Annotated in this window: 14 protein-coding genes; 12 read left to right on the forward strand and 2 right to left on the reverse strand. The window is 34.9% G+C overall.

Translation table 11 applies throughout. The annotated features are described in order from the left end of the window. Positions 1-21: 21 nt before the first annotated feature. The gene (porU, locus tag B2145_RS16915; protein ID WP_291104936.1) at positions 22-3852 is read right to left on the reverse strand and encodes a type IX secretion system sortase PorU; all 3831 of its coding nucleotides are present in this window, start codon (positions 3850-3852) and stop codon (positions 22-24) included. A 210-nt stretch (positions 3853-4062) separates the two neighbouring features. Here porU and gldJ point away from each other — a divergent pair, with 210 nt between their 5' ends. Beyond that, positions 4063-5751 carry a gliding motility lipoprotein GldJ gene (gene gldJ / locus B2145_RS16920; RefSeq protein WP_291104939.1) on the forward strand — a complete coding sequence of 563 codons (1689 nt, stop codon included), beginning with the start codon at positions 4063-4065 and terminating at the stop codon, positions 5749-5751. A 64-nt stretch (positions 5752-5815) separates the two neighbouring features. Then, on the forward strand, positions 5816-7099 hold the full coding sequence (locus tag B2145_RS16925) for a UDP-N-acetylmuramoyl-tripeptide--D-alanyl-D-alanine ligase (protein WP_291104942.1): 1284 nt from the start codon (positions 5816-5818) through the stop codon (positions 7097-7099). Between the two features lie 66 nt (positions 7100-7165). Here B2145_RS16925 and B2145_RS16930 read toward each other — a convergent pair whose 3' ends face one another. Next, positions 7166-10039, reverse strand: coding sequence for a helix-turn-helix and ligand-binding sensor domain-containing protein (locus tag B2145_RS16930; RefSeq protein WP_291104944.1), 2874 nt, complete (start codon positions 10037-10039; stop codon positions 7166-7168). A 348-nt stretch (positions 10040-10387) separates the two neighbouring features. Here B2145_RS16930 and B2145_RS16935 point away from each other — a divergent pair, with 348 nt between their 5' ends. The 10 genes from B2145_RS16935 (at position 10388) to B2145_RS16980 (ending at position 25601) form a co-directional block, all read left to right on the forward strand. After that, complete coding sequence (locus B2145_RS16935) at positions 10388-13507, forward strand: SusC/RagA family TonB-linked outer membrane protein (protein ID WP_291104946.1); 3120 nt, start codon at positions 10388-10390, stop codon at positions 13505-13507. Positions 13508-13518: 11 nt separating this feature from the next. Next, positions 13519-15030: a RagB/SusD family nutrient uptake outer membrane protein gene (locus B2145_RS16940; protein ID WP_291104948.1), complete on the forward strand. Its 1512-nt coding sequence runs from the start codon at positions 13519-13521 to the stop codon at positions 15028-15030. Between the two features lie 14 nt (positions 15031-15044). After that, the gene (locus B2145_RS16945) at positions 15045-16148 is read left to right on the forward strand and encodes a hypothetical protein (RefSeq protein ID WP_291104951.1); all 1104 of its coding nucleotides are present in this window, start codon (positions 15045-15047) and stop codon (positions 16146-16148) included. A 48-nt stretch (positions 16149-16196) separates the two neighbouring features. After that, complete coding sequence (locus B2145_RS16950; protein WP_291104953.1) at positions 16197-17105, forward strand: hypothetical protein; 909 nt, start codon at positions 16197-16199, stop codon at positions 17103-17105. Positions 17106-17184: 79 nt separating this feature from the next. After that, the gene (locus B2145_RS16955; RefSeq protein WP_291104956.1) at positions 17185-18294 is read left to right on the forward strand and encodes a glycoside hydrolase family 16 protein; all 1110 of its coding nucleotides are present in this window, start codon (positions 17185-17187) and stop codon (positions 18292-18294) included. Positions 18295-18513: 219 nt separating this feature from the next. Beyond that, positions 18514-19347, forward strand: a complete 834-nt coding sequence (locus B2145_RS16960) for an endonuclease/exonuclease/phosphatase family protein (protein WP_291104958.1) — start codon at positions 18514-18516, stop codon at positions 19345-19347. A gap of 22 nt (positions 19348-19369) precedes the next feature. After that, positions 19370-20803, forward strand: coding sequence for a glycoside hydrolase family 30 protein (locus B2145_RS16965; protein ID WP_291104961.1), 1434 nt, complete (start codon positions 19370-19372; stop codon positions 20801-20803). Between the two features lie 29 nt (positions 20804-20832). After that, positions 20833-22290, forward strand: coding sequence for a glycoside hydrolase family 30 protein (locus tag B2145_RS16970; RefSeq protein ID WP_291104964.1), 1458 nt, complete (start codon positions 20833-20835; stop codon positions 22288-22290). A 28-nt stretch (positions 22291-22318) separates the two neighbouring features. Further along, a complete protein-coding gene (locus B2145_RS16975; RefSeq protein WP_291104967.1) occupies positions 22319-23806 on the forward strand; it encodes a glycoside hydrolase family 30 protein in 1488 nt (495 codons plus the stop codon). A 40-nt stretch (positions 23807-23846) separates the two neighbouring features. After that, positions 23847-25601 (forward strand): cellulase family glycosylhydrolase, encoded by a 1755-nt coding sequence (locus B2145_RS16980; protein ID WP_291104969.1) that lies wholly within the window; start codon positions 23847-23849, stop codon positions 25599-25601. Positions 25602-25687: the final 86 nt, after the last annotated feature.

The raw sequence follows: 25687 nt of genomic DNA on the forward strand, positions 1-25687 counted from the left end.
TTAAACAAATATAGTATTTTATTAAAGTATTACAAGTTTTTCAAACTTTTCAGTTTTCTTATTTGTCAAGTTCGATTTGACGGTGAGTTTGTACACATATACTCCTTTTCCTATTTTATTGCCAAAATCGTCTTTGCCGTCCCAGGTGATTTCTTTTGATAGAAATCCATCGGTTGTGATGATTTGATTTCGAGTCCAAACCACTTTTCCCGTAATTGTCATCACTTGAACCTGAACATCCAATGGTTCAAAAGGTCTATTGTGTGTAAACCAAAACTCGGTATAATTGACAAATGGGTTGGGGTAATTCAGCACATGGGTCAATGTTATGGTCTCGTTGCCAACAACAATAAACTGAATTTCGGCAGTTGTGGGATTGTTGTAAACATCCCAAGCCTTGAACGTGATGGTATGCAATCCGATGGCTAAATTTCGTAGAGGAAACCGAAGCGTCCCTTTTGTATAATCATCTAGTTTTGTTTGATAATAATCATTTAAAATATAAGGGCTACTTATATTGCCATCCAATATTGCAACTATGTCATGTCCTATTCCGCTGGCCGTGTTGATTCCGCTTTCGTCTTCAAGAATTGCAAGTAAGAACGGAGATTCATTTGTCGTGCCACCCGAAACAAAAGTTTCGTCATTCATATATAACTTCACTTTCGGACTAATATTGTCCGCGATTGCATTTTCGTTTATTCCACCCACTTTTATGGTTGTGTCAAAACCAGTTTCGTTTTCAGACAGTTGATTTTTTTTGGCATAAAAACTAATTTTTCCATTTGCCAATGGAATTCGAATATCTTTGGGGACCACAAAACTAAATTCAAATTGTCCATTTGTAACCGATGCATTTCCCCTAAAGAGGGTTTCGCCCAATACATTAAAATTGATTGGAGTGCTGTTTCCGTCATTATTTAATGTTGTTCTTGAAATTATTTTGTCGAATATGGTTGTGGAAATTTCACCATTATAGTTTGTTAATGGGATGTTGTTTTCATCGGTTATTTCACCTGATATTTTCATTTTTGCCAGTGATTTGAAATCATCAATGGGTTGAGATACAGGAATATCATTCACTTTTGTAAGTCTTATTTTAGGTCTGGGTATGGCCAGCATTAAGGCCGGGTCGCCAATATAAAAAACGACATTGGTCGATGAATTTGGATTGCTATTTTTGGATATTCGCAATGCTTCGGCGATAGAAGTATATTGGCTTGACCCATAAGAAAATAAATTTTTCGATAAAATGTCATTGAAATTTTCGGCACTAAATTGTCCAATGGCTCGAATGGTGGTAAGCATGGCAATGGCACCGCCTTTTGGATTCCAGTAGGTGTATTCGCCGGCCGTCGGTCTGGAAGGGTTGTCAAAACGGGAAAATTCGCAAGTGATTGTTATGAATAAAGGATATTTATATTGATTGCTTAAATTTTGTCCATCGGATTTTTCCCAAATCCGCTCACTTGCTAAGCCGTCTTCTCCACCATGGCCTAAATAGTTAAACACTAATGCTCCTTTTTCGAATGCGCTAAATAAATCTGTTCGTGCTTTAGGATAACGAAATCCTCCCGCAGACGCTTCCTGCACGTAGGAGTCCAATATAATTTTATTGACATTGAAAAATGGCTTTTCGGCAGTGATGACGTCGGCCAGGTTATTTTGTCTATTTTGTAAGGTTACATCCGAAGCTCTATCGGAATCATCACAAATCATGACAAAATTATTTCTCCAACTTCCGTATGATTTTATGTCATTGTATTCAATTACTTTATTTGCCATTTCATCGGCTTGTTTAGTATCGTTGACCAGCATTCTGCCTACCGCAATGTCGATTCCTCCGAAAAACGAACCTATATTCCCTTCGTTGGAATCCATCAATCCAAAGAAATCGTCGGACGCAAAGGAAGCTTCTCCCAAAGTATTGCTTTTTAAGGAGTGATATATAGGGACAATATTGGAGTTGTTTATAATTCGATTTTTATAATCATAGGATGCATCGCCAAAAAGGTTGATGTATTTTACTCTTTTTTCGGGTGTCGAAGCATTTTCGTAGATGTATTTGATGCAATTTCTTATGGCGGCAATGTCTTGTTTTCCTGATGAAAACTCCTGGTATATGGCTTCAAGTGGAATCACTTTTACGTTCAAATTAGAGTATGAACGATGAAAATTAGCTAATTTTTCGGCCTGGGCTGTCAGGAAATTGGGAGTGATGATCACGTAATCAATATCTTGAAACTGGCCTTGAGTGTTTTTAAAAATTGTCCCTTTTAAATTCTGGTTGGCAATTTTTGTTTTGCTGCCTTTCAAAGGAGTAAAATAATCCGAGGCATCAAGGGCAATGTATTTTCTGAGTTCGCCGAGATTTGCTTTAAACGCAAACGAACTTTGGCTTGGGTTTTCTGCCTTGGATATGTTATACAAATCGGTTATGTCCCACACTTGCGAAATTCCACTTGCATTCGAAACATCATAGTTTACAATTCCCAAGTTGGAATTAGATAAATCGTATTGAAAATGAAATTGTTTTCCGTATCCTTGGAGTTTTCTTTTGGCGATAAGCTGAATGTTATCAAGGTATCCTTTTGATCCGGGAACGCCATTGTTATTGTAGGTTAATTTTATTTTTATGTTTTCTGAACCGGAAAAAGTGGTGTTGTTTGGCAAAGAACCCACATTGAATTCAATGTCCGAATTAGTGCTAAGTGCCGAAAAGGGAATTGTTCCCATATCTTGTCCGTTTGCCGCGACCTTGAAAGAAGTGGTTGTAAAAGAGGCAGAAGCGGTGGTTGTCATCAATTTTACGGGTGTTGCGGTGTCAATATTTGGAAAATTAAAACTAAATTCCTGTTCCTGATTGACGTCAAATGATTCACCAAACCATTGTCGGCCTAGGTGTGCAATATTTACAAGATCCAATTCGTGGAATTGATGGTCGTCAAACGTGTTTAAGGTCAACGTGCTGCTTCCTGTAGGCTGAATCATATTCGGGATTCTTTTCCCGTCACTTCCCTGAATCGTTATATAATAATAGGATTTTGTGTCATATAAATTATTGTTGGTTTGACTTTCTTCATTATAGGTGTCAACTCCTTCGGCATAAAATAGAATATAATCGTCATTATTGAAAACGCCATCGCTTTCGCCAACAATTTCAATGGCATTCTCTGTCAAATCCGAAGGATAATAGGTGGCGTTTGATAAGGGCAACATTTTGCCCCCATTGCCATAAATTTGTATTTTCTTGGGATCAATCGTACTTGTATTAATGCCTAATTGTTGCAAAAAACTTTTGGAAATTTTATAAACTCCAGATTTTTCGACATAAAATTGATACCATTCGCCGGTTGCCAAAACGGAGTTGGATATAATATTAGTGATTTTATTTATCTGCGAAATCCTCGAGGAACTACTGCTTATAGAATAGGAAAAAGATTTAATCCGTTTGAATCCAAATGCGTCTTTTACTATTGGGGAAAGGACAAGAAAGGATTGTTTGACGCCTCTTGATTCCGTGGTTTTTAAGGATTGTTTTATTGTTTTTGGTATGTTTTCCGGTGCTAAATCACCAAGTTGAGAAGCTAAAACAGACTCGTAAACCACATTTGTGATTTGAATGGAATTCCCGTCAAAAGAAGTTGGTTCCGTTAGATTTAGAATGTAAAAAAGAGACCTTTTAGAGGCATCATAATTATAACTGTTTCCGACAAATTGGGGCACATTAATTTTGAAGTTGCCATAAGACATTTCTTTTTTTTCAAGCCATTCAATGGCGACGTCACCCTTAATTTGTGCAAAAGAAAAAAAAGGAACTAGGGTTATATAAAGCAAAAGTTTTTTTTTCATTATTACCTAATACGGGATTAATAGCAAATTATTACGATGAGTAAAAATATGTCATTTAGTGTAATTGTAAATAATAAATATTATAAATTTGCGTTTTCAATGTATAATTTTCAGACAATATACAGTTCTATTATTTATTAAAAAAAATGATGTTGTGGTTTAATGGTTAATTATTATATTGCACCTCAGAATTATTACCTACTAAAGAGTATGAAAGTAAACAAAATTATGGCCTTACGACTGATATTATCAATGATGTTGATTATAGGTTTTGCTAGCTGCAGTAAAAAATCTAGCTCAAAAAAAGCATCAAGAGCAACGGGTTGGAATGTGGACGGCAAAAAAGGAGCTTCCGGTAAAAAGAAGCAAGAAGCGGGACCAGGTTTGGTTTTTGTTGAAGGAGGGACTTTTACCATGGGTAAAGTTGAAGATGATGTTATGCATGATTGGAATAACACCCCAACGCAGCAACACGTGCAGTCCTTTTATATGGATGAGACCGAAGTTACCAACTTTATGTATCTGGAATATTTAGACTGGTTGAAAAAAGTATTTCCACCCACAGAAGAAAATTACAAAAATATATATGAAGGTGCTTTGCCTGACACTTTAGTCTGGAGAAATAGATTGGGTTATGATGAAACTATGACCAATAATTATTTAAGACACCCTTCCTATGCAAATTATCCTGTTGTGGGTGTTAACTGGATTCAGGCGGTTGAATTCAGCAAATGGAGAACCGAAAGAGTAAATGAGGCTCTTTTGGAGAAAAACGGATATCTTAAAAAGAATGCAAAGACCGATGATGTAACTGCTGAAAGTAATTTCAATACTGAAACGTATTTGAATTCTCCAACGCTTTCATTCGGCGGAAACAAAGACATTGTTTTACCAGGAAAAAAAGGAGCAAGAAAGGCGCCTAGAGCAGGAAAAAACGGAAAAGTTGTAGAAGCAACAAATATATATGCACAACGTTCTTCAGGGATTTTACTTCCTGAATATAGACTTCCAACTGAAGCCGAATGGGAATATGCGGCAGCTGCTGATGTAGGCCAAAGAGAATACAACATTTATAAGGGTCAGAAAAAATATCCATGGTCAGGTAGCTACACTCGTTCCGGAAAAAGACAAAGCAAAGGAGATCAATTGGCCAATTTCAAACAAGGGAATGGAGATTATGGTGGTATAGCCGGATGGTCTGATGATGGTGCCGATATTACTAATGCCGTAAAAAGTTATCCGGCAAATGATTTTGGATTATATGATATGGCAGGAAATGTAGCCGAATGGGTTCTTGATGTGTACAGACCAATTATCGATAATGAGTCAAATGATTTTAATTATTTTAGAGGGAATCAGTATACAAAGAACAAGATAGGTAAAGATGGAAAAGTTGATATTGTTACTTTGGAGACTATGGAGAAAGATACTCTAAGCAATGGAAAAATAATAGTAAGGAGTTTTCCGGGTCAAATAGCTCAAGTTCCAGTTGATGATAAGGAAACGTATTTAAGACAGAATTTTAATAAAAGCAACAATATCAATTATAGAGATGGTGACAAACAATCATCTAAATATTTTAATTTTACAGATTCAGGGACTGATACTAAAAAGGGAAAAGAGGAAAGAGAAATGTATAATTCCCCTAAACATAATGTCACAACAGACAGTTTAGGGAATATGGTTAGAAAATACGACAAAACAAATAAAAGAACCACTTTGATAAATGACAATGTAAGGGTTTATAAAGGCGGATCTTGGAGAGATAGAGCGTATTGGCTAGATCCGGCACAAAGAAGATATTTTCCTCAAGATATGGCCACGGATTATATTGGTTTTAGATGTGCTATGTCTAGAGTGGGACCAAAATCAGAAAAAAGAAAATCAGCCAGAAATTAATTTTTTTATAATAGTAATAAAAAGCCCTTTGATTAGGGCTTTTGTTTTTTAAATCATTTTTTATATGGATATTTTACACATTCATAGTTTGTTTTTAAAATGTAATTCCGTTTCGATTGACACTCGTAAAATTGAACCCAATTCATTGTTTGTTGCCATAAAAGGAGAACATTTTGATGCCAACACATTTGTCAGTGAAGCGCTGGAAAAAGGAGCTTCTTATGTAATAATTGATAATGAAGACTATTTTGTTGACCAAAGGACTATTTTGGTGGAAAATAGTTTAATCGCACTACAGGAATTGGCAAAATTTCATCGTCAGTATTTAAAATTGCCAATAATTGCCCTAACTGGAAGCAATGGAAAAACAACCACAAAAGAACTGATCTATGTTGTGCTTTCGAAAAAGTACAATACAAAAGCAACCATTGGAAACCTAAACAATCATATAGGAGTTCCATTGACTTTATTGTCTTTTAATGGTGAAACCGAGATTGGTATCGTAGAAATGGGAGCCAATCATAAAAAAGAAATTGAATTTCTATGTGATCTGGCAAAACCGGATTATGGTTACATAACCAATTTTGGCAAAGCACATTTAGAGGGTTTTGGCAATGTAGAAGGCGTTATAGAAGCTAAGAGTGAAATGTATCACTATCTTTCTGAAAACGATAAATTAGCTTTCATAAACTTAGAAGACCGAATTCAAGTCGAAAAGACAAAAACTTTGAAATCATACTCTTTTGGAATAAATAAAGAATATGCAAACGTGAACATAACTTCGATCAAAGCAAACCCATTTGTAGAGATAAGCTACTCAAACATTGTGATTTCGACCCATTTGATTGGGTTATATAACGCCAATAACATTAACGGAGCAATCACAATAGGAAAATATTTTGAAGTCGATGACAGGGACATTAAAGAAAGTTTAGAGGGGTATGTTCCGGAAAACAACAGATCACAGCTTCTGTCCAAAGGCACAAACCAAATTATTCTTGACGCTTACAATGCTAATCCAAGTAGTATGACTGTTGCTATCGAGAATTTTGTGCAATTGGATAATTCCAATAAGGTAATGATACTCGGTGATATGTTTGAGTTGGGACAAGAAAGTCATCAGGAACATAAATTAATCGTGAATTTGCTTTTGAGCCAAGAAAATGTCATTTGCTACTTTATTGGAAAAGATTTTTATGCCAATAAAATTGAAAGAAATAATTTTTATTTTTATGAAACATTCGAGGCTCTTTCTAAACATTTGCTGGAAACCAAAATTGAAAACAGTTCTATTCTAATTAAAGGCTCAAGAGGAATGGCGTTAGAAAAAACGTTGGATTTCTTGTAATCAATAAACGGATTTTGTGTATAAACATCAAAACGCCATCTGATTAAGATGGCGTTTTTGCTGCAATTAGATACTCATCAAAAAGCCAATAAGGTTTTCCTTTTTGTTAAGCTCCAATTTTTTCCTTAATCGGTATCGTGCCAGTTCGACTCCTCCGCTTGAAATGTTCATAATTTCGGCAATTTCTTTCGTTGACATATTCATCAATAAATAAGTTGATAAATCCAATTCGCGCGGTGAAATTGTTGGATATTTCTCTTTTAATCTTTTCAGAAAATCAAAATGAACATTCTTGATGTGTTTTTCCAAATCTTTCCAGCTATGGTCTGCATTTACTTCTTTTACGATGCTTTTGTTTAATTTGCTGAATTGGAATTTGGCTGATTCGTCAAACGATTCAACATCAATATCCTTTAGTTTGTATATAATCCCGTTTAGAATTTTATTTTTCTTCACAACTTGCAAGGAATTGTTTACCAATTCTTTGTCTTTTGCCAAAATTTTAATTTTAAGTTTATCATTTTTCAGTCTTTCAATTTCTTTTTCCAAATCGAATTGCTCCTGTCTTATTTTTGATTCCTTTTCCAAATAAAGTCTTCTTTGTTCAACTGTTTCGTAATATTTGTTCTTTCTTATTTTATTTTGTATTCCCTTCCTAATATAAAAGATAATTACACCAATGCAAATAATATAGAAAATATAAGCCAAGAAGTGCCTGTACCATGGAGGAGATACAGTGAAGGGAACAATTGCCTGGTTTGACTGGACTCCATAACTGTTTTTTGTCTTTACTTTCATAATATAATCACCCTCTCTTAGATTGGTATATTCTTTCATTGAAACTCCTGACCAGTTGCTCCATTTATCCTCAAAACCTTCTAATTGATAGGAAAATTTTACATTTTCAATATTTTCATAAGTAGGGGATGAAAAAGTAAATTTTACATAATTTGACCTATAAGGAATTTCATATTTTTCGACCGTATTTTGTCTATTTCCATAAATTAAAGTGTCTTCTAAGTTAGAAAAACTTCTTATAAAAGCTTTGGGTCTGGTAATGAAATTCTTTATTAATTGAGAATCATAATGAGCCAATCCATCGGTGAGGCCTATAAATATGTTTTCAGGATTAAATGTGTTTACAGACAAATTATTGTAAACTAGATTTTCAGTCAAATTTGAAAAGGGGGCCACAATATTTTTATAATTGCCATTTTTATTTTTCATTAAAACCCCTAATGATTTATTAAAAACATACCAAATGTTGCCAAAATTATCTTCGTGTATAGTATTGACTTTAGGGATATTCTTAAATAACTTGTCCATATTTTTGTCTTCATAAAATACATTTTCCTCCTGTAAATATTTAAAAAAGTGATTGTCAGTTTGAAAATAGATATTGTCTTTTAAACGTTGTATACTTCCAATTCCTTTAATGCTGTTTGATAAGTCTTGGTGCGTTTTGATGGATATAAATCTTTTAAAGTCTTCAGAAAGTGTCATTTGATAGATAAGTTCGTCTTTTTTTACCCATATAGTTTCATCGCCTATTTCGAATTCCCCTACTGATTTAGAAAAGCCCTTAATTTGATGTATAAACTGCCAGCCATTTGGTTTTTTTTCGAATAATGAAAAACCATTGTAATTGGAACCAATCAAATAAGTTGGGTGGTTTGGAATTTTCTTAAAACTCCAATATCCAATTTCATCCAATGTTTTAATAGACTTGCCCCCATTAATCAATAAAGTGCCCCTGTTGTGTGCACATAGCAACTGGTCATCAATAATTTGAAGATTCCATGCTTGACCTGTTGTTCCTTCAACGAGTGTAAAAGTGTCTTCTTTAAATGGTTTGTTCCAAGAATGGTAGAAAACGCCTTGATTAGTGGCGACGTATAGATTCTCTTTGTATATGACCGATGAATAAACGGTACTAATGTCATAACTATAGCCGAAATAGGAGAAAGGAGAATTTTCATTTATAAATGCAATTCCGTTATCAAGACCCAGCCACAGATTATTTTTATTATCAACAAACGAAGTTAGAACAGTATTATTTTGAAGGCCTTTTTTTCGATTAATGTGCTGAATTATCCTTCCTGTTTTGTCGCATATTATAATGCCGTTCAATACAGAATTAAGAACTATGTAATTATCTTTTATGGCAACTCCTCCTAAGCAGCTGTTTTTTTTAATAAAATTGTTGGCCTCTGTGTCCCAAGAAGTCATTTTTTTATTGTCATATAAAAATAGCCCTTTATCAATAGTCGCGATAAGCAGTTTATTATCCGGCATTTGAAATATTCCCCAAACCTCTGTTTCGTTTAATATAGTTGAACCTGCAAGAGGGAATAGTTCGCCATTTCGATATTCCATCAAACCCGCTGAAACATCTTGAAAATAGAGTTTGTTATTTACTTGATATGAAAACTGGAATCTTGATCGAGGTTTTAGTAGTGTTAGTTTATTTTTTTTTAAAACATAAGCCATGGCAAAAGACTGAAAAATCACTTCGTCTTTATAAAGGTGAATTTTCCATACCATATCTATTGTATTAACTATGTTTTTGTTTAAGAATTTTGACAAAGAAAAATAAATAAGTTTGCCTTTTGAATCAGATTTAAAATATCCAAATTCATTATAATTCCCAACAAATATTTTTCCAGAGTCTTCAATTTTTATTGATCTAATGCCAGAGTTATTGGGTAAAGTATATTTGTGCCATAATGCTCCATCAAATTGGAAAAGCCCATTATTATTGGCAAAATAGATATTCCCATTTTTGTCTTGATCAATGTTCCAATTTTGGGTGCCTCCTTTATAATCGGACCTTTTGTAATTTCTAATTTCCGGAAGCCCAATACTTTTTACCTGGCTAAACAGGTGAGTTATAGATAGCAAAAGCAAAAAAAACAGGAGATGGAATTTTGTAATTTTCATAATTAAATTCTAAATGTAATGAATTGATTATTATTTAAAAAAAAATAGTTTTACTGTTAAAAAACAATATTTGACATCGTTTTATTTTTGTTGAAATCACTAACAAAAGCTAAAATAGCTGTTTTTTGATAAATGTAGTGTTTGTTTTTTTAATTAACATTTTAATAACAGTGTTAAAAATAGTAAACACATTGTTAATCAGTCATTTAATTTTTATTTGATGTGTTTTTGTTTAGTCAATAAATAAGTTTTGATGTGTTTTTGTAATGAAATATTAATATTGATATAAAAAAAATATCCTTAACATTGTCCCTAATTACTAATTAATTAACCAAAATTTTTAGAAATATGAAATTTACAAAATTACTTATTTTTTGTTTTTTATCTATTCTATTCTCAGTTTATGCTCAGGCACAAGATGTCACAGTAAACGGAAAAGTTATAGACGAAAACGGACTACCCATTCCGGGAGCAACCATTTTAATTAAAGGAACCTCTAAAGCTACGGCTTCGGACATTGATGGGAATTATCAGATAAAGGCCGCATCAAACGGCACTTTAGTGTTTAGTTATGTGGGTTACAATTCTGTTCAGCAATCCATTAACGGAAGAACTCGAATTGAAGTTAAACTTGCTACTCAATCTCAAGAGCTGACTGAGGTTGTTGTTGTGGGGTACGGTACTCAAAAAAAGAGCGTTGTTACAGGTGCCATTTCCAGTGTTAAGGCTAAAGATCTCGAAAAAATTCCTAATGGACGTATCGAACAAGCCTTACAAGGAAGAGTTTCTGGGGTTATGGTTGCTGCTCAATCTGGTCAGCCTGGAGCTGCTTCTACGGTTAGGGTTAGGGGTTTAACTACCTTTGATACTTACGGTGGTAACAATCCTCTTTGGGTTGTCGATGGTGTAATTGTTGACTCAGGAGGAATTGGGTATGTAAATCAATCTGACATTGAATCTATTGAGGTGCTTAAAGATGCTGCTTCATTAGCCATTTATGGTGCTCGTGCTGCATCTGGTGTTATCATGGTTACGACTAAAAAAGGGAAATCAGGAAAATTAAGCGTAAGTTATACTGGTTTTACAGGTGTTTCTGGTCCTGAAAAAACAGTACATTTGCTTAATGCAACCCAATATGGGGCGTTAATGAATGAAAAAGCGGGTGCTGCAGGAGAAACTATTCCTTATCCAAACTTATCTGCTTTAGGAGTTGGAACAGATTGGCAAAAACAAATTTTCAGTAATGATGCTTTGCGTACCAATCACGAGTTTAGTTTGAGCGGCGGTAATGAGGTTTCTACCTTTTTCGCTTCATTTGGTATTTCAGACCAACAAGGGATTGTTTCTAAAGAAATTTCAAATTTTGGAAAAAAGAATATCCGTTTAAATTCAACTCATAAATTGTCTAAAATGTTCACTATTGGGCAAACATTTGGATATACGCATCAAAAAGGTGTTGGTTTAGGAAATACAAATAGTGAATATGGAGGGCCATTAAGTTCAGCATTAAATCTGGATCCTACAACTCCTGTAGTTGTTACAGATCCTATTGCTGCTAACAGCGGTTTATATGGCGATCCTCATGTACTTAGAGATGCAAATGGAAATCCTTATGGAATTTCTTCGGTAGTTGGTCAAGAAATGTCTAATCCGGTTGCTTATGTAAAAACAAGATTAGGAAATTATAATTGGTCTGATGATTTTATTGGAAATGCTTATCTTGAGTTTACTCCTATCAAAGATTTAAAATTCAGATCGACTGTTGGGTTAAAAAGAGCATTTTGGGGTAATGAATCTTTTACACCTCAATATTATTTAAGTGCAACTGTTCTTGCTTCTCAAAATAGTTTGAGCAGAAATACCAATGAAACTTTTGCTTGGAATGTTGAAAACACGGCGTCCTATACAAAAAGTGTAGGTGATCATAACTTTACGTTATTATTGGGACAAGGGGCTTATGTAGATAATAATTCTAGCGGTGCTTCTGTAACTTATCAAGGTTTACCTACAAACAACTATCAAGAAGCATCATTCAACTTTGATATTGCTCCTACCAAAAAAATGGGTGGTGCTTATACTTCTCAAGAACATAGAGTTACGTCTTTATTTTCTCGTTTGAATTATGATTATAAAGAAAAATATTTATTTACAGGTATTATTCGTCGTGATGGTTCTACCAATTTTGGTTCCAATAAAAAGTATGGTATTTTCCCTTCCTTTTCTGCAGGTTGGGTAGTTTCTAAAGAAGGTTTTTGGAAAGACAATACAGTAGTAAATACTTTAAAACTAAGAGCTGGTTATGGAGTAACTGGTAATGATGCGATTAAAGAGAATGGTTTTTTAGCGCTTATCGGCGGAGGTAGAAATTATACTTTTGGTACTACGGGTTCAGTTATTTCTTCTGGAAACAGCCCAGACGCACCTGCAAACCCAGATTTACAATGGGAAGAAACTTCACAAATGAACATTGGTTTTGATGCCAGATTATTTAATGATTTTAATTTAACAGTGGAGTATTATGATAAAAAAACCACTGGAATTTTGCAATATGTTGATTTACCGGGTTATGTTGGGTCAACAGGAAGACCTTTAGGCAACGTTGCCGATATGGGAAATAAAGGGGTTGAAGTTGAACTAGGATACCATAAAAAATTCGGAGAATTCAACTTTTCAGCTAATGGAAATGTATCCTATTTAAAAAATGAAGTGACTTATTTAGGACAAGGCAAAGATTTTATAGGTGGTGGTGCGACATTTCAATCAATGAATGGAGATATAACTAGGACACAAGTGGGTCAAGCTTATAATTCTTTTTATGGATTAAAAACGGCTGGAATTTTTCAAACGGTTGCAGAGGTTAATGCCTATACAAACGGTACAGGTGGTTTAATTCAACCAAAAGCAGTACCAGGAGATTTTCGTTGGACGGATACCGATGGCGATGGAGCTATCACTGATAGCGACAAGCAATTCTTGGGTAGTCCGCTTCCAAAATATACTTTTGGTTTAACAATCAATATGGAATATAAAGGGTTTGACTTGATGGCTTCTGCACAAGGAGTTTCTGGAAATAAAATATTTCAAGGGCTACGTCGATTAGATGTTTTAAATGCAAATTATCAAACAGATGCTATGGGTCGTTGGACAGGTCCAGGTACTTCAACTGATTATCCTAGACTAACAAATGATGATGTTAATAAAAATTTTGGGAATATGTCTAATTTTTATTTAGAAGACGGAGATTATTTACGTCTTAAAGTAGTTTCATTCGGATATTCTTTGCCAAACGATTTAGTATCTAAAATTAAAGCTTCTAAAGTGAGATTTTTTGTAACGGGTGAAAACTTATTGACCCTTACAAAATATACAGGTTACGATCCGGAAATTGGAGGTAATGTTTTTGGAATAGATAGAGGTTACTATCCTCAAGCCAAGACTTTTATGTTTGGAGCTAACGTACAATTTTAATAAATAGAATTATGAAAACAATAAAAATTAAGTTTTTATTTATTGCTCTTGCAATGATAATCACAATGGTATCTTGTAGTAAAGACTTTTTAGAAGTACAACCTAAAGGGACTAATCTAGAATCAAGTTATTATAAAAATGATACCGAAGCATTAGCAGGACTTGTTGCTGTTTATGATTTGATGCGAAAAAATTCTGGAGGTTTTGAAAACATGATTACCATGATGAACGCTGGTTCAGATGATAATTATGCAGGAGGAGGTAATGCTACCGATGGTGCTGGTATTCAAGGTTTTTCCAATTATACTTTGAGCCCTACTTCTATGCCAAGAAGTTTTTGGAGCGATCATTATCAAGGGATTTACAGAGCTAATTATTTGCTTACTAAATTGCCTGGTATTCCTATGGATGCTAGTTTAATCGCAAGATATACTGCAGAATGTAAAGCATTGCGTGCCAATTATTATTTTAATTTAGTGAGAATGTTCAAGAATGTTCCGCTAATTACAACACCTCTTGCCACTTCAGAATATTACTCAGTACTACAGGCAACTCCCGCAGCTGTTTATGTTCAAATTGAAAAAGATCTTACTGAAGCTATAGGAGCTTTGCCAGCTACAGTACCAGCTGCTGATGCGGGACGATTTACTCAAGGAGCGGCCAAAGCTTTACTTGGAAAAGTATATTTATATGAGAAAAAGAACTCCGAAGCAGCGGCACAATTTGCTGCTGTAAATGGAACTCCCGGAGGAACAAGTCAATATGGTTTCAAATTACTTGCCAATTATAATGATCTTTGGGTAACTGACAATAAATTTAATACAGAATCTATTCTAGAAGTGGCTCATACAAATTTATCGAGTACCTCATGGAATTATCAACCTTATGGAGATGCAGCAGAAGGAAATGTTGTAAATGTAATGTGTGGGCCTCGAAATTACACTAAAATAGGCGCGTCTGCTCCAGCTATGCCATCCGGATGGAGTTTTAATGTATTTACTCAAGTATTTTATGATATAATCAAGACAGACCCAAGATTTGCTGCTACGGTTTTAGACATGAAAGCTCTAAGTGCAGCTAATCAAGCAAGTTACATTGGTGGGTATCAAGACACAGGGTATTTCCTTAACAAATTTATACCTAGAAAAACCGATGTTACAACAAGTACTGGAGAACCAGTTTTGAATTATAGACAAAATTCTTACGTAATTCGTTTAGCAGATACTTATTTGATGGAAGCTGAAGCTTTAGGAGGAACTGGAGCAAGAGCTCAAGCATTACTTGATGCCGTGAGAGCAAGAGTAGGTTTAGCAAGCACACCAGTTTCGATTGCGGCTATTAAAGCAGAGCGCAGATTAGAATTAGCTGGCGAAGGACATCGTTTCTTTGATTTAGTAAGATGGGGTGATGCAACAACTGTATTAGCAGGTAGAGGTTTTGTTGCAGGTAAAAATGAAATTTTTCCAATTCCTTACCAAGAATTGCAAAATACTTTGATTGTTCAAAATCCTGAGTATAATTAATTAATAATAATAATATGAAAAACATAAAAATAATATTCAGCTTTGTATTCTTACTGGCTGTAACTATAAGTTGCAGTATTCCTGACGGTATTGATCAAGATACCTCGTTTTTGAGTTCTGCAGCTTCTGGAAACGTTGCTAAAATATTTGATATAAGCACTGATAATTCAGGAAATGTAAAAATCACGCCTACAGGTGAGGGTATAACATCATTTAGTGTCAGCTATGGTCATGGAACGGGAGCTTCAGCATCTGCTGTGGTTGCTCCAGGTTGGAGCACTTCGCATATTTATCCTGAAGGGTCTTATACTGTTACTATAGTATCTTCCGATATTGCTGGACAGAAAACTACTGCAACATACCCGTTGGTGGTTACTTACAGAGCTCCAGAAAATGTAACTATTTCAACTTCTGGTGAAATGAAAGTGAGTGCAACTGCATTATATGCAAAATCATTCTTGGTTTATTATGGTGATGTGGCTAATGAAGTGGGCAAGCCAATGGCTATTGGTCAAGAATTGCCAGCTCATACCTACCCAGCTACTGGAGGCCCTTTTATTCTAAAAGTAGTAGCATTAAGTGGAGGAGTTGCAACATCTCAATTACTCAAAACACTGTTCGGTTTGCCTTTAGATTTTGAAAGCCCAACAATGGATTACTTTTTTGGAACATTTGGAAATGTGACTTTTTCAAAAGTGGCAAATCCAAACGCTACAGGATTAAATACGAGTGCAACCGTAGGTAAATATACTAAACCAAATGGAGCTGATTCTTGGAGTGGAACCTATAGCCCGTTGAATATTCCAATAAATTTTGCTCATGGAAATAAAATTAAAGTTTGGGTCTACAATCCTGATCCGGCAAATATTGGTAAAAAATTAAATGTTGAATTAGAGAAAGTAGTAGGTCTTCCAGATAAACCTGCAAATCCATATGGAGCAATACTAAAGGTTCCATTTACTACCTCTGGTGCTTGGGAAGAATTAGTATTTGATTTTAGCACTATTCCTGCTATACCTGCTAATGCTAAATTTACTCAATTGGTTCTGCGATTTGATGATGGGAATTCAGGAGCCGGTGAAATTCTATATGTTGATAACATTAGATTAACAAATTAAAATATAAATATGAAAACAAATATAAAATATATTCTAGGCGTTTTCTTTGTGCTACTTTTATCAATTACTAGTTGTACACAAGAAACCTACTCTTTAGGAGATTTAACAGCTCCTTCTAACATTGTTATAACCGCAGATATTGTTGGTACAGATGCCACTCATCCTAATGGAGATGGTTCAGGTGACGTAAAAATTTCTATAACTGGGGATAATGTTCTTGGTTATAAAATTGATTATGATGATAGTGATGCTGTAGATTTTAAGTATCTGCCAACTGGTTCAGCTACTAAAAAATATGATACTCATCTTGGTGTAAATACTTATAGAGTTACGGTTATAGCTTCTGGAGCAGGAGGAACTTCTTCTATTGTTACTAAAGACATCACTGTGAGATATGATTGGACTCCGGATCCAGCTATTGTTGCTAATATAACAAACAATGCTACTAAAACCTGGGTTGTAGATAAAAGCGTAGCGGGCCATATGGGAGTAGGGCCATGGAGTACTGGTTCAGTTACTCCAGAATGGTGGGCTGCTGGCGTAAATGAAAAAGTAGCTACTGCAAATTGTTTATATACTTCTACCTATACATTTGCTAAAATTGTTGCATCGGGTACTTATACATTAACGGTTGCATGCCCAGATGGTTTACTTACAAAAACAGGTGCATTGGCAGGAGGTCTTCCTGGCATTCCATCATCTGGAGGAGAAGCTTGTTATCCTTATGCAGGTGGAACTTCTGCTTTTACTTTTGTCTCTTCTACCTCAGGAATTGCAGCCTCAGCTCCATCTACAAAAATTGGTATTCAATTAGCAGGTGTTAATACTTGTATAGGATATGGCGCTGTACAAAAAGAATATGAAATTTTGGTTTCAACATCAACCTATTTGTATCTCAGGGTAAGAGGAACTGAAACAGGAAATGCTTGGTATTTAAAATTAAAACCGGCACCTTAAATTTTCTTACTAATAAGACCCAGAACTATAATGCGGTTCTGGGTTTTTTTATTTTATTAATTCTAATCAGTTTATTCTAATGATACAAAATATAGTAATCAGTAGACTTTTAAAAAAGCATATATATCTATTTAAAAGCACTTTATTTTTTAGTGTTCTAATGGGTGCTTTTATATTGGTTTCCTGCAGTGGAGATAGTGGTAGTGGAGGAGGAACAACCGGAACAACACCTTCGAATCTTGTGATTTCGGCAGTCGTTGTTGGCACTAACGCCCAAAATCCCAATGGCGATGGAAGCGGAACAGTAAATTTTAATATCAGTGCAACTAATGCAACTTCCTATAAAATTTTACTTGGTAACGGAGAGGTAAAAGAAGTAACAAATGGAGTCTTAACTTATACTTATACAGCATCGGGTACAAATACTTATGTTATATATGTATCTGCTTATAAAGGAACAAGTTTTGTTAGTACTTCTACTTCAATTGTAGTTTATGTTGCTCCAACAGTCCTTTGGTCTGATGAGTTTAATGTGGATGGCGTTCCAGATAGTTCAAAATGGGGATATGATTTAGGCGCAGGTGGCTGGGGAAATAATGAACCTCAATATTATACCAACAGGCCAGAAAATATTATTGTTCAAAATGGAGTTTTAAAAATCAATACCATAAAGGAAAGCTATAGTGGAAGCAATTATACTTCGGCAAGAATTCTTACAAAAGGTAAATTCTCTTTCAAATACGGAAAAGTTGAAATTAGGGCAAAATTGCCTGTTGGTGGTGGAACATGGCCAGCAGTTTGGATGTTAGGGGACAATATAGGCACGGTTGGTTGGCCAGCTTGTGGTGAGGTCGATATATTAGAAGAAATTGGAAATCAACCAAACATAAATCATGCGTCATTGCATTCCCCAGGGCGTTCAGGGAATACTCCTGATACGGGTACAGTTGCGGTTGTTAATGGAAACTCGGAGTTTCATATTTATACTGCCGATTGGAGAGCAGATTCGATTAAATTTTATGTGGACAATCAGTTGTATTACACGTTTGTTAATACGGATAATTTTCCTTTCAATCAGAATTTTTTCCTGATTATTAATTGTGCAATTGGAGGTAATTTTGGAGGTTCAATTGATCCAAATTTTGTTTCTTCAACTTTCGAAGTTGATTATGTTAGAGTTTATAATTAGTGTTTGTCTTCTAGTTAGTTTTTCATTATTTGCTTCTGTTTTTACTTAAACAGGAGCAATGATGAAAACAAATGATGGATAGCGGTTTTTTAAATCTCAAAAGCTAATCATGAACGCAGCAATTGGGGGAGCGATTGGAAGAAAAAAAGCATTGATACTGCTGTGTTTTCTCAAAAAATCAAATTGATTATGTTCGTGTTCATCAAAAATAAATAAATTATGTCAAAAATAAAATGGATTGTCATCTTGCTTTTTGCGCTACAAATTAATGCGCAATCCCTTAAAGTGATGACATATAATATTCGTTTGGATGTTGCCGTCGATGGAGAGAATGATTGGACACATCGCAAAGATTTTTTTACTTCCCAAATTCAATTTTATGAACCGGACATTTTTGGAGTTCAAGAAGCAACGCCTAATCAAGTGACAGATATTGCAACGGCACTTTCTCATTATAGCTACATAGGTATTGGAAGGGATGGAGTTGGCAAAGGAGAATCTTCCAATATTTATTATAAAAAAGATAGATTTAAAATAATTCAAGAGAGTACTTTTTGGCTTTCGGAAAACCCGGACAAAATTTCAAAAGGCTGGGATGCCGCATTCAATAGAGTTTGTACGTATGCTTTGTTGAAAGATGTAAAAACAATGAAAACGTTTTGGGTTTTTAACACCCATTTGGATCATATAGGAGAATTGGCCAGAACAAATGGAATTCAGCTTATTCTTTCGAAGATAAAAAAATTAAACAAAAAAAATTATCCGGTCATTTTTATGGGCGATTTTAATTCGGAACCCACAACGGAAAGAATAATTGCTCTCAAAAAAGAGATGAATGATTGTAGAGATATATCTGAAGAAAAGCCTTTCGGACCGTCGGGAACTTTCAATGGATTTAAACATAACGAGCCAGTGACAAAATTAATAGATTACATTTTTGTTTCTAAAAACAATAAGTTTGCAGTTCGAAAATTTACAGTTTTGAGTGACTCTAAGGATTTAAGATATCCATCAGACCATTTACCGGTTTATGTTGAAATTAGTTATAAATAGAATGAAAAAAATTAAAAAAAATATGAAATTTTTACTTTTGGCAGCACTAACAAGCCTTCTGTTAAACTGTGCGCCGTCGAATGATATCGTAAAACCCGCTCCCATTCCAACTCCAATTCCAATAACCAATGATATGGATTTTTGGTTGACAAAGGGAGACCAATCGGTTATGCTTCAAAAACAAACAGCCGTTTTAGGTTTTGGCACAACCTATAACATGTATTCAAATATTGAAGTCGATGATGCCCAGACTTTTCAAACAGTCAATGGGTTCGGATATACTTTAACCGGAGGAAGTGCACAGGTCATCAATCAATTATCGGCTACAAAAAAACAGGCATTATTGCAGGAATTGTTCGGATCGGGGGATACTTCAATAGCCATAAGTTATTTACGATTGAGTATTGGAGCTTCGGATTTAAATGAAATGCCATTTACTTATGATGATATGCCAAGCGGACAAACAGATTTAAATTTAACCAGTTTTAGTTTGGCTCCGGACATGACCAATTTGATTCCGCTTTTGAAAGAAATTTTGCTCATAAATCCGAACATAAAGATCATGGCTGCACCTTGGTCTCCTCCGGTTTGGATGAAGGACAACAATAGTACCATTGGCGGAAGTCTGCAGCCCCAATATTATGGAGTTTATGCCCAATATTTCGTAAAGTACATTCAAAAAATGAAAGATTTAGGTATTACAATTGATGCAATCACTCCCCAAAACGAACCGTTGAATCCAGGAAACAACCCGAGTTTGCTGATGACGGCAACACAACAAGCAGAATTCATAAAAACAAATTTAGGTCCGGCTTTTCAATCGGCAAATAGTACTGCCAAGATTGTTATTTATGACCATAATTGTGACAAACCCGAATATCCCTTAGCTATACTGAACGATGCCGCTGCATTGCCCTATATTGATGGTTCCGCATTTCACCTATATGCAGGAGATATCAGTGCTTTATCAACGGTTCATAATGCTTTTCCAACAAAAAGCGTATATTTTACGGAACAATGGACTTCATCAACCGGGAGTTTTTCTGGGGATCTCAAATGGCATTCAAAAAATGTCGTGATTGGTTCTATGCGCAATTGGAGCAAAAATGCACTCGAATGGAATTTGGCAAACAATGCTTCTTTTGGACCGCATACTCCTGGAGGCTGTAACCAATGTAAAGGAGCTATAACCATAAACGGTAGTGATAGTTTTGATAGGAATGTGGGCTACTATATAATTGCTCATGCTTCTAAATTTGTACCTGCAGGTTCTATACGAATTGCAAGTACAGTTAGTGGGAATTTAAATAATGTTGCATTCAAAACACCTGCCGGGAAAATAGTTTTAATAGTAGAAAATGACGGAAATATCACCGAACTTTTTAACATTAAATTCAATGGGAAATGGGTAACCACATCGTTAGATAGTGGTTCAGTAGGAACTTATATTTGGTAAAATAAAAATAATAAATAATCTTGGAACTTATGAAAAAAATAATAACATCAACTCTTGTGTTAATCTCCTTTTTTGCTTTTTCGCAGCAAAAAACAAAAATAGTACCTAAAACTTTTTCTACAAAAGGCAAGACCGTTATGGTCTTTACCACTGCGGAGAATTCTAATTTAAGATTGTCAGAAACTGATAATCTAAAATTTACGGAGCTAAAACAACCCACAGAAAAGCAAATTTGCGTTTTTGTAAATCCTCTTAAAACCTTTCAAACCTTTTTGGGAATTGGAGGCGCAATTACAGATGCCAGTGCTGAAGTTTTTGCAAAATTGTCTAAAGATAAACAGCAAGAATTACTCAACGCTTACTATAGTGCAGACAAAGGAATTGGGTATTCCTTGATGAGAACTAATATTCATAGCTGTGATTTCAGTTCAGATAGTTATACCTATATAAAAGAAGGTGACAAATCATTAAAAACGTTCGACATAGCTCACGATAAACAATATAGGATTCCCATGATAAAAAAAGCAATTGCTACTGCTGGTGGGAAAATTACATTATTTGCGAGTCCTTGGAGTCCGCCAGCTTTTATGAAAAGCAATAATGATATGCTAAAAGGGGGTGCATTATTAGCCGAATATTATAAGCCATGGGCAATGTATTATACTAAATTTGTCAAAGCATATCAAAAAGAAGGGATTCCAATTTGGGGGATAACTATACAAAATGAGCCGATGGCAATTCAAACGTGGGAATCTTGTGTTTTTACCGCTGAAGAAGAGAGAGATTTTCTTAAAAATTATCTTGGACCAACTATGAAAAAAGAAGGATTAGGCGATAAAAAAATTGTGGTTTGGGATCATAATCGTGATTTGATGAATCAGAGAGCGAATATTATTTTTTCGGATCCCGAAGCTTCCAAATATGCATGGGGAATGGGTTTTCATTGGTATGAAAATTGGTCCGGAGGCAAGCCAATGTTTGAAAATGTTGGTAAGGTTTATGAAGCTTATCCGTCAAAAAATCTAATGTTTACCGAAGGTTGTATCGAGAAATTCGATTCGGCTAAATATCAATTTTGGACAAACGGAGAACGATATGGAGCTTCCATGATCAACGATTTCAATAATGGAACGGTTGGCTGGACGGATTGGAATATTCTTCTTGATCAAAACGGAGGTCCAAATCATGTTGGTAATTTTTGTTTTGCCCCTATACATGCTGATACGAGAACTAATGAGTTAATTTACACGCCATCCTATTATTATATAGGTCATTTTTCTAAATTTATTCGCCCGAACGCAAAACGTGTAAGTACTGTGACTAGCAGAAGCACTTTATTAAGTACGTCATTTATTAATTCAAATGGAAAAATGGTAACTGTCGTGATGAATCAAACGAATGAAAAAGTGATTTATAATTTATGCATCGGAACACAAGCAACCGAAGTTTCTATTCTGCCAAACGCAATTCAAACTTTAGTGTATTAAATTATGCAAAACACAAATTCATATTTCCATGAACAATATAAATAAACTGATAAAAAAATCCTTAATAATACTGATTATAGTCGTAGAATTAAGTTGTTCTTCATCGAAAGTTAATATTAATACACTTCCGCTAACTGTAGCCAACCCGAATCACAGTAAAGTTGAAGTCTATACCACTGCAGATAAGACAAAATTAAGATTGACACCAACCGATAATTTAGTTTTGGCATCTGCTGTACAGCCTTTAGATAAAGAAATTTCAATTGTTGTTAATCCAGAAAAAACATTTCAAACCTTTATGGGAATTGGTGGTGCAATAACGGATGCCAGTGCGGAAGTTTTTGCCAAATTAAGTTCAGATAAAAAGCAAGAATTTTTAAATGCTTATTACGATAAAGAAAAAGGAATTGGCTATTCTTTGGCGAGAACTAATATTCATAGTTGCGATTTTAGTAGTGAAAGTTACACTTACATAGCCGATGGGGATAAGGACTTAAAAACTTTTAATGTTGATCACGACAGAAAATATCGTATTCCATTAATAAAAAAAGCAATCGAAACCGCCGGGGGTAAACTTACTGTTTTTGCCAGTCCATGGAGTCCGCCAGCATTTATGAAAAGCAATAATAATATAATAAAAGGAGGGACATTATTGCCGGAATATGCTCAGTCATGGGCAAATTATTATGTAAAATTTATCAAAGAATATGAAAAAGAGGGCATTCCGATATGGGGTGTCACTATACAAAATGAACCAATGGCAGCTCAAAAATGGGAATCCTGTATTTACACTCCTGAAGCAGAAAGAGATTTTCTAAAGAATTTTCTTGGGCCAACTATGGAAAAAGAAGGATTGGGTTCTAAAAATATTATAGTTTGGGATCACAATCGAGGTGAAATGTTAGAAAAAAGAGCAAATGTTATTTTTTCGGATCCTGAAGCTTCAAAATATGCTTGGGGAACTGGATTTCATTGGTATGAAAACTGGGCTGGTGGACCACCTAAATTTGAGTCGGTTCGTAAAGTTCAGGAAGCATATCCAACAAAAAAATTATTGTTTACCGAAGGGTGTGTCGAGAAATTTGATTCTGGTAAATACCAATTTTGGGCAAATGGAGAACGTTATGGAATAGCAATGATCAACGATTTCAATAACGGAGCGGTTGGCTGGACGGATTGGAATATTCTTCTTGATGAAAACGGCGGTCCAAATCATGTTGGTAATTTCTGCTTTGCACCTATTCATGCAGATACAAGAACTGACGAATTAATTTATACGCCATCCTATTATTATATAGGCCATTTCTCTAAATTCATTCACCTCAATGCAAAAAGAGTGAGTGCCGTAGTGAGTGGAAGCAGTTTGTTAAGCACTTCTTTTATTAATCCAAATGGGGAAATAGTAACTGTCGTGATGAATCAAACTAGTGAAAAAGTGATTTATAATTTATGCATCGGAACACAAGCAACAGAAGTCTCTATTCTGCCAAATTCAATTCAAACGTTAGTTTATTAAAATTACGAGAACATTTTTGTTTAAATTTCAAATCTATTTTATGAAAAAAAATCTTTTATTACTCTTTATTTTCCTTTCATTTTCATGCTTTTCACAAGGGTATTTGCATAGAAATGGGCAAAATATTGAAGACGGTAATGCGAAAAATATTGTATTGAGAGGGTTGGGTCTAGGTGGATGGATGGTTCAGGAAGGCTATATGCTGAAGACGGGTTCATTTGCAGGGCCCCAATATAAAATCAAACAAAAAATAACGGATTTAATAGGAGCCAAAAACACCGAAAAATTCTACGAAGCATATAAGAAAAACGGAATTACAAAAAAGGATATCGACTCTCTCGCAGCTTGGGGATTTAATTCGATTCGTTTGCCAATGCATTATAATTTGTACACATTGCCTATTGAGCAAGAAACAGTTGCGGGTCAAAATACTTGGCTTGATGAAGGTTTTAAAATGACGGATGATTTATTGAACTGGTGTGCGGCCAATAAAATATATCTGATTTTAGATTTGCATGCAGCTCCAGGAGGTCAAGGGAATGACGCAAATATATCAGATTATGACACTACAAAACCATCACTTTGGCAAAGTATGGCGAATCAAGATAAAATGGTTGCTCTCTGGAAAAAGTTGGCCTTACGCTATAAAGATAATCCATGGATTGGAGGATACGATATCATCAATGAGCCCAATTGGAATTTTACCGGGACAAACCAAAACGGTTGCGACGAAATGTCTAATTCACCTTTGAGAGCTTTGGAAATTAGAGTTACAAATGCCATTAGAGAAGTTGATACCAATCATTTAATAATCATTGAAGGGAATTGCTGGGGCAATAATTACAACGGAATTTTTCCGCTTTGGGACGAAAATATGGCATTGAGTTTTCATAAATATTGGAACCATAATGATATTGCTTCGATTCAAAAGATGTTGGATTACAGAGCGCAATACAATGTGCCAATATGGATGGGTGAAAGTGGAGAAAACTCTAATGTGTGGTTTCAGGAGGCGATTTCCTTGGTGGAATCAAACAATATTGGTTGGGCCTTTTGGCCAATGAAAAAAATTGATAATTTAGCTGGAGTCACTTCGGTTTCAATAACTCCTGAATACAAACAATTGCTTCAATATTGGGAAAAAGGCGGGGTAAAACCTTCGGTTGATTTTTCAAAATCGGCATTGATGCAAATAGCCGAAAACTACAAAATGGAGAAAGTGACTGTCAAACATGATGTCATCGATGCCATGTTCAGACAGGTTCAAACTTCAGACACCAAAAAATATAAAAACCATAGCCTCCCGGGGAAAGTGTTTGCGACTGAGTATGACTTAGGACAAAACGGATATGCCTATTTCGACAAAGACGTAATCAATTATCAAGGGACTAAATTCACGAAATGGAACAAAGGCGGTGCAATGCGGAACGACGGTGTAGATATTCAATCCTGCAAGGATAAAATCACCAATGGTTTCAATGTCTGTTTTATTGAAGATAATGAATGGTTGCAATATACATTTGATTTAAGTGCCGAAAAAGTATTTGATGTTGACATTCGTTACTCAAGCGATGTGGCTGGAGGCAAGCTTTATCTGGAGGATGAAAAAGGAAAAATAGCTGAAACAATAACGATTCCGTCATCTGGCGGATTAAATATATGGAAAACAGTGACTTTAAAAAATGTGGTTCTAAAAAAGGGAACCAATAAAATCAAAGTTCATTTTGAAAAAGGGAATTTCAATCTGAATTTTTTGGAATTCAAAAATTCAGGCACTGGGTTAAAAAACAAGTAATTGACTCGTAATACCGCTAGTTATTTCAAATTAGTCCAATAATCCCGATCTATCGTGAGAACTAAATGAAATATACAGCGGCATTA

The sequence above is a fragment of the Flavobacterium sp. UBA5153 genome (assembly GCA_002413745.1).
Taxonomy (GTDB): Bacteria; Bacteroidota; Bacteroidia; order Flavobacteriales; family Flavobacteriaceae; genus Flavobacterium.

Excerpts from the sequence above, each read along its gene's own strand:
- porU (WP_291104936.1), bottom strand. The coding sequence starts at position 3,852 with ATGAAAAAAAAACTTTTGCTTTATATAACCCTAGTTCCTTTTTTTTCT.
- gldJ (WP_291104939.1), top strand. The coding sequence starts at position 4,063 with ATGAAAGTAAACAAAATTATGGCCTTACGACTGATATTATCAATGATG.
- B2145_RS16925 (WP_291104942.1), top strand. The coding sequence starts at position 5,816 with ATGGATATTTTACACATTCATAGTTTGTTTTTAAAATGTAATTCCGTT.
- B2145_RS16930 (WP_291104944.1), bottom strand. The coding sequence starts at position 10,039 with ATGAAAATTACAAAATTCCATCTCCTGTTTTTTTTGCTTTTGCTATCT.
- B2145_RS16935 (WP_291104946.1), top strand. The coding sequence starts at position 10,388 with ATGAAATTTACAAAATTACTTATTTTTTGTTTTTTATCTATTCTATTC.
- B2145_RS16940 (WP_291104948.1), top strand. The coding sequence starts at position 13,519 with ATGAAAACAATAAAAATTAAGTTTTTATTTATTGCTCTTGCAATGATA.
- B2145_RS16945 (WP_291104951.1), top strand. The coding sequence starts at position 15,045 with ATGAAAAACATAAAAATAATATTCAGCTTTGTATTCTTACTGGCTGTA.
- B2145_RS16955 (WP_291104956.1), top strand. The coding sequence starts at position 17,185 with ATGATACAAAATATAGTAATCAGTAGACTTTTAAAAAAGCATATATAT.
- B2145_RS16960 (WP_291104958.1), top strand. The coding sequence starts at position 18,514 with ATGTCAAAAATAAAATGGATTGTCATCTTGCTTTTTGCGCTACAAATT.
- B2145_RS16965 (WP_291104961.1), top strand. The coding sequence starts at position 19,370 with ATGAAATTTTTACTTTTGGCAGCACTAACAAGCCTTCTGTTAAACTGT.
- B2145_RS16970 (WP_291104964.1), top strand. The coding sequence starts at position 20,833 with ATGAAAAAAATAATAACATCAACTCTTGTGTTAATCTCCTTTTTTGCT.
- B2145_RS16975 (WP_291104967.1), top strand. The coding sequence starts at position 22,319 with ATGAACAATATAAATAAACTGATAAAAAAATCCTTAATAATACTGATT.
- B2145_RS16980 (WP_291104969.1), top strand. The coding sequence starts at position 23,847 with ATGAAAAAAAATCTTTTATTACTCTTTATTTTCCTTTCATTTTCATGC.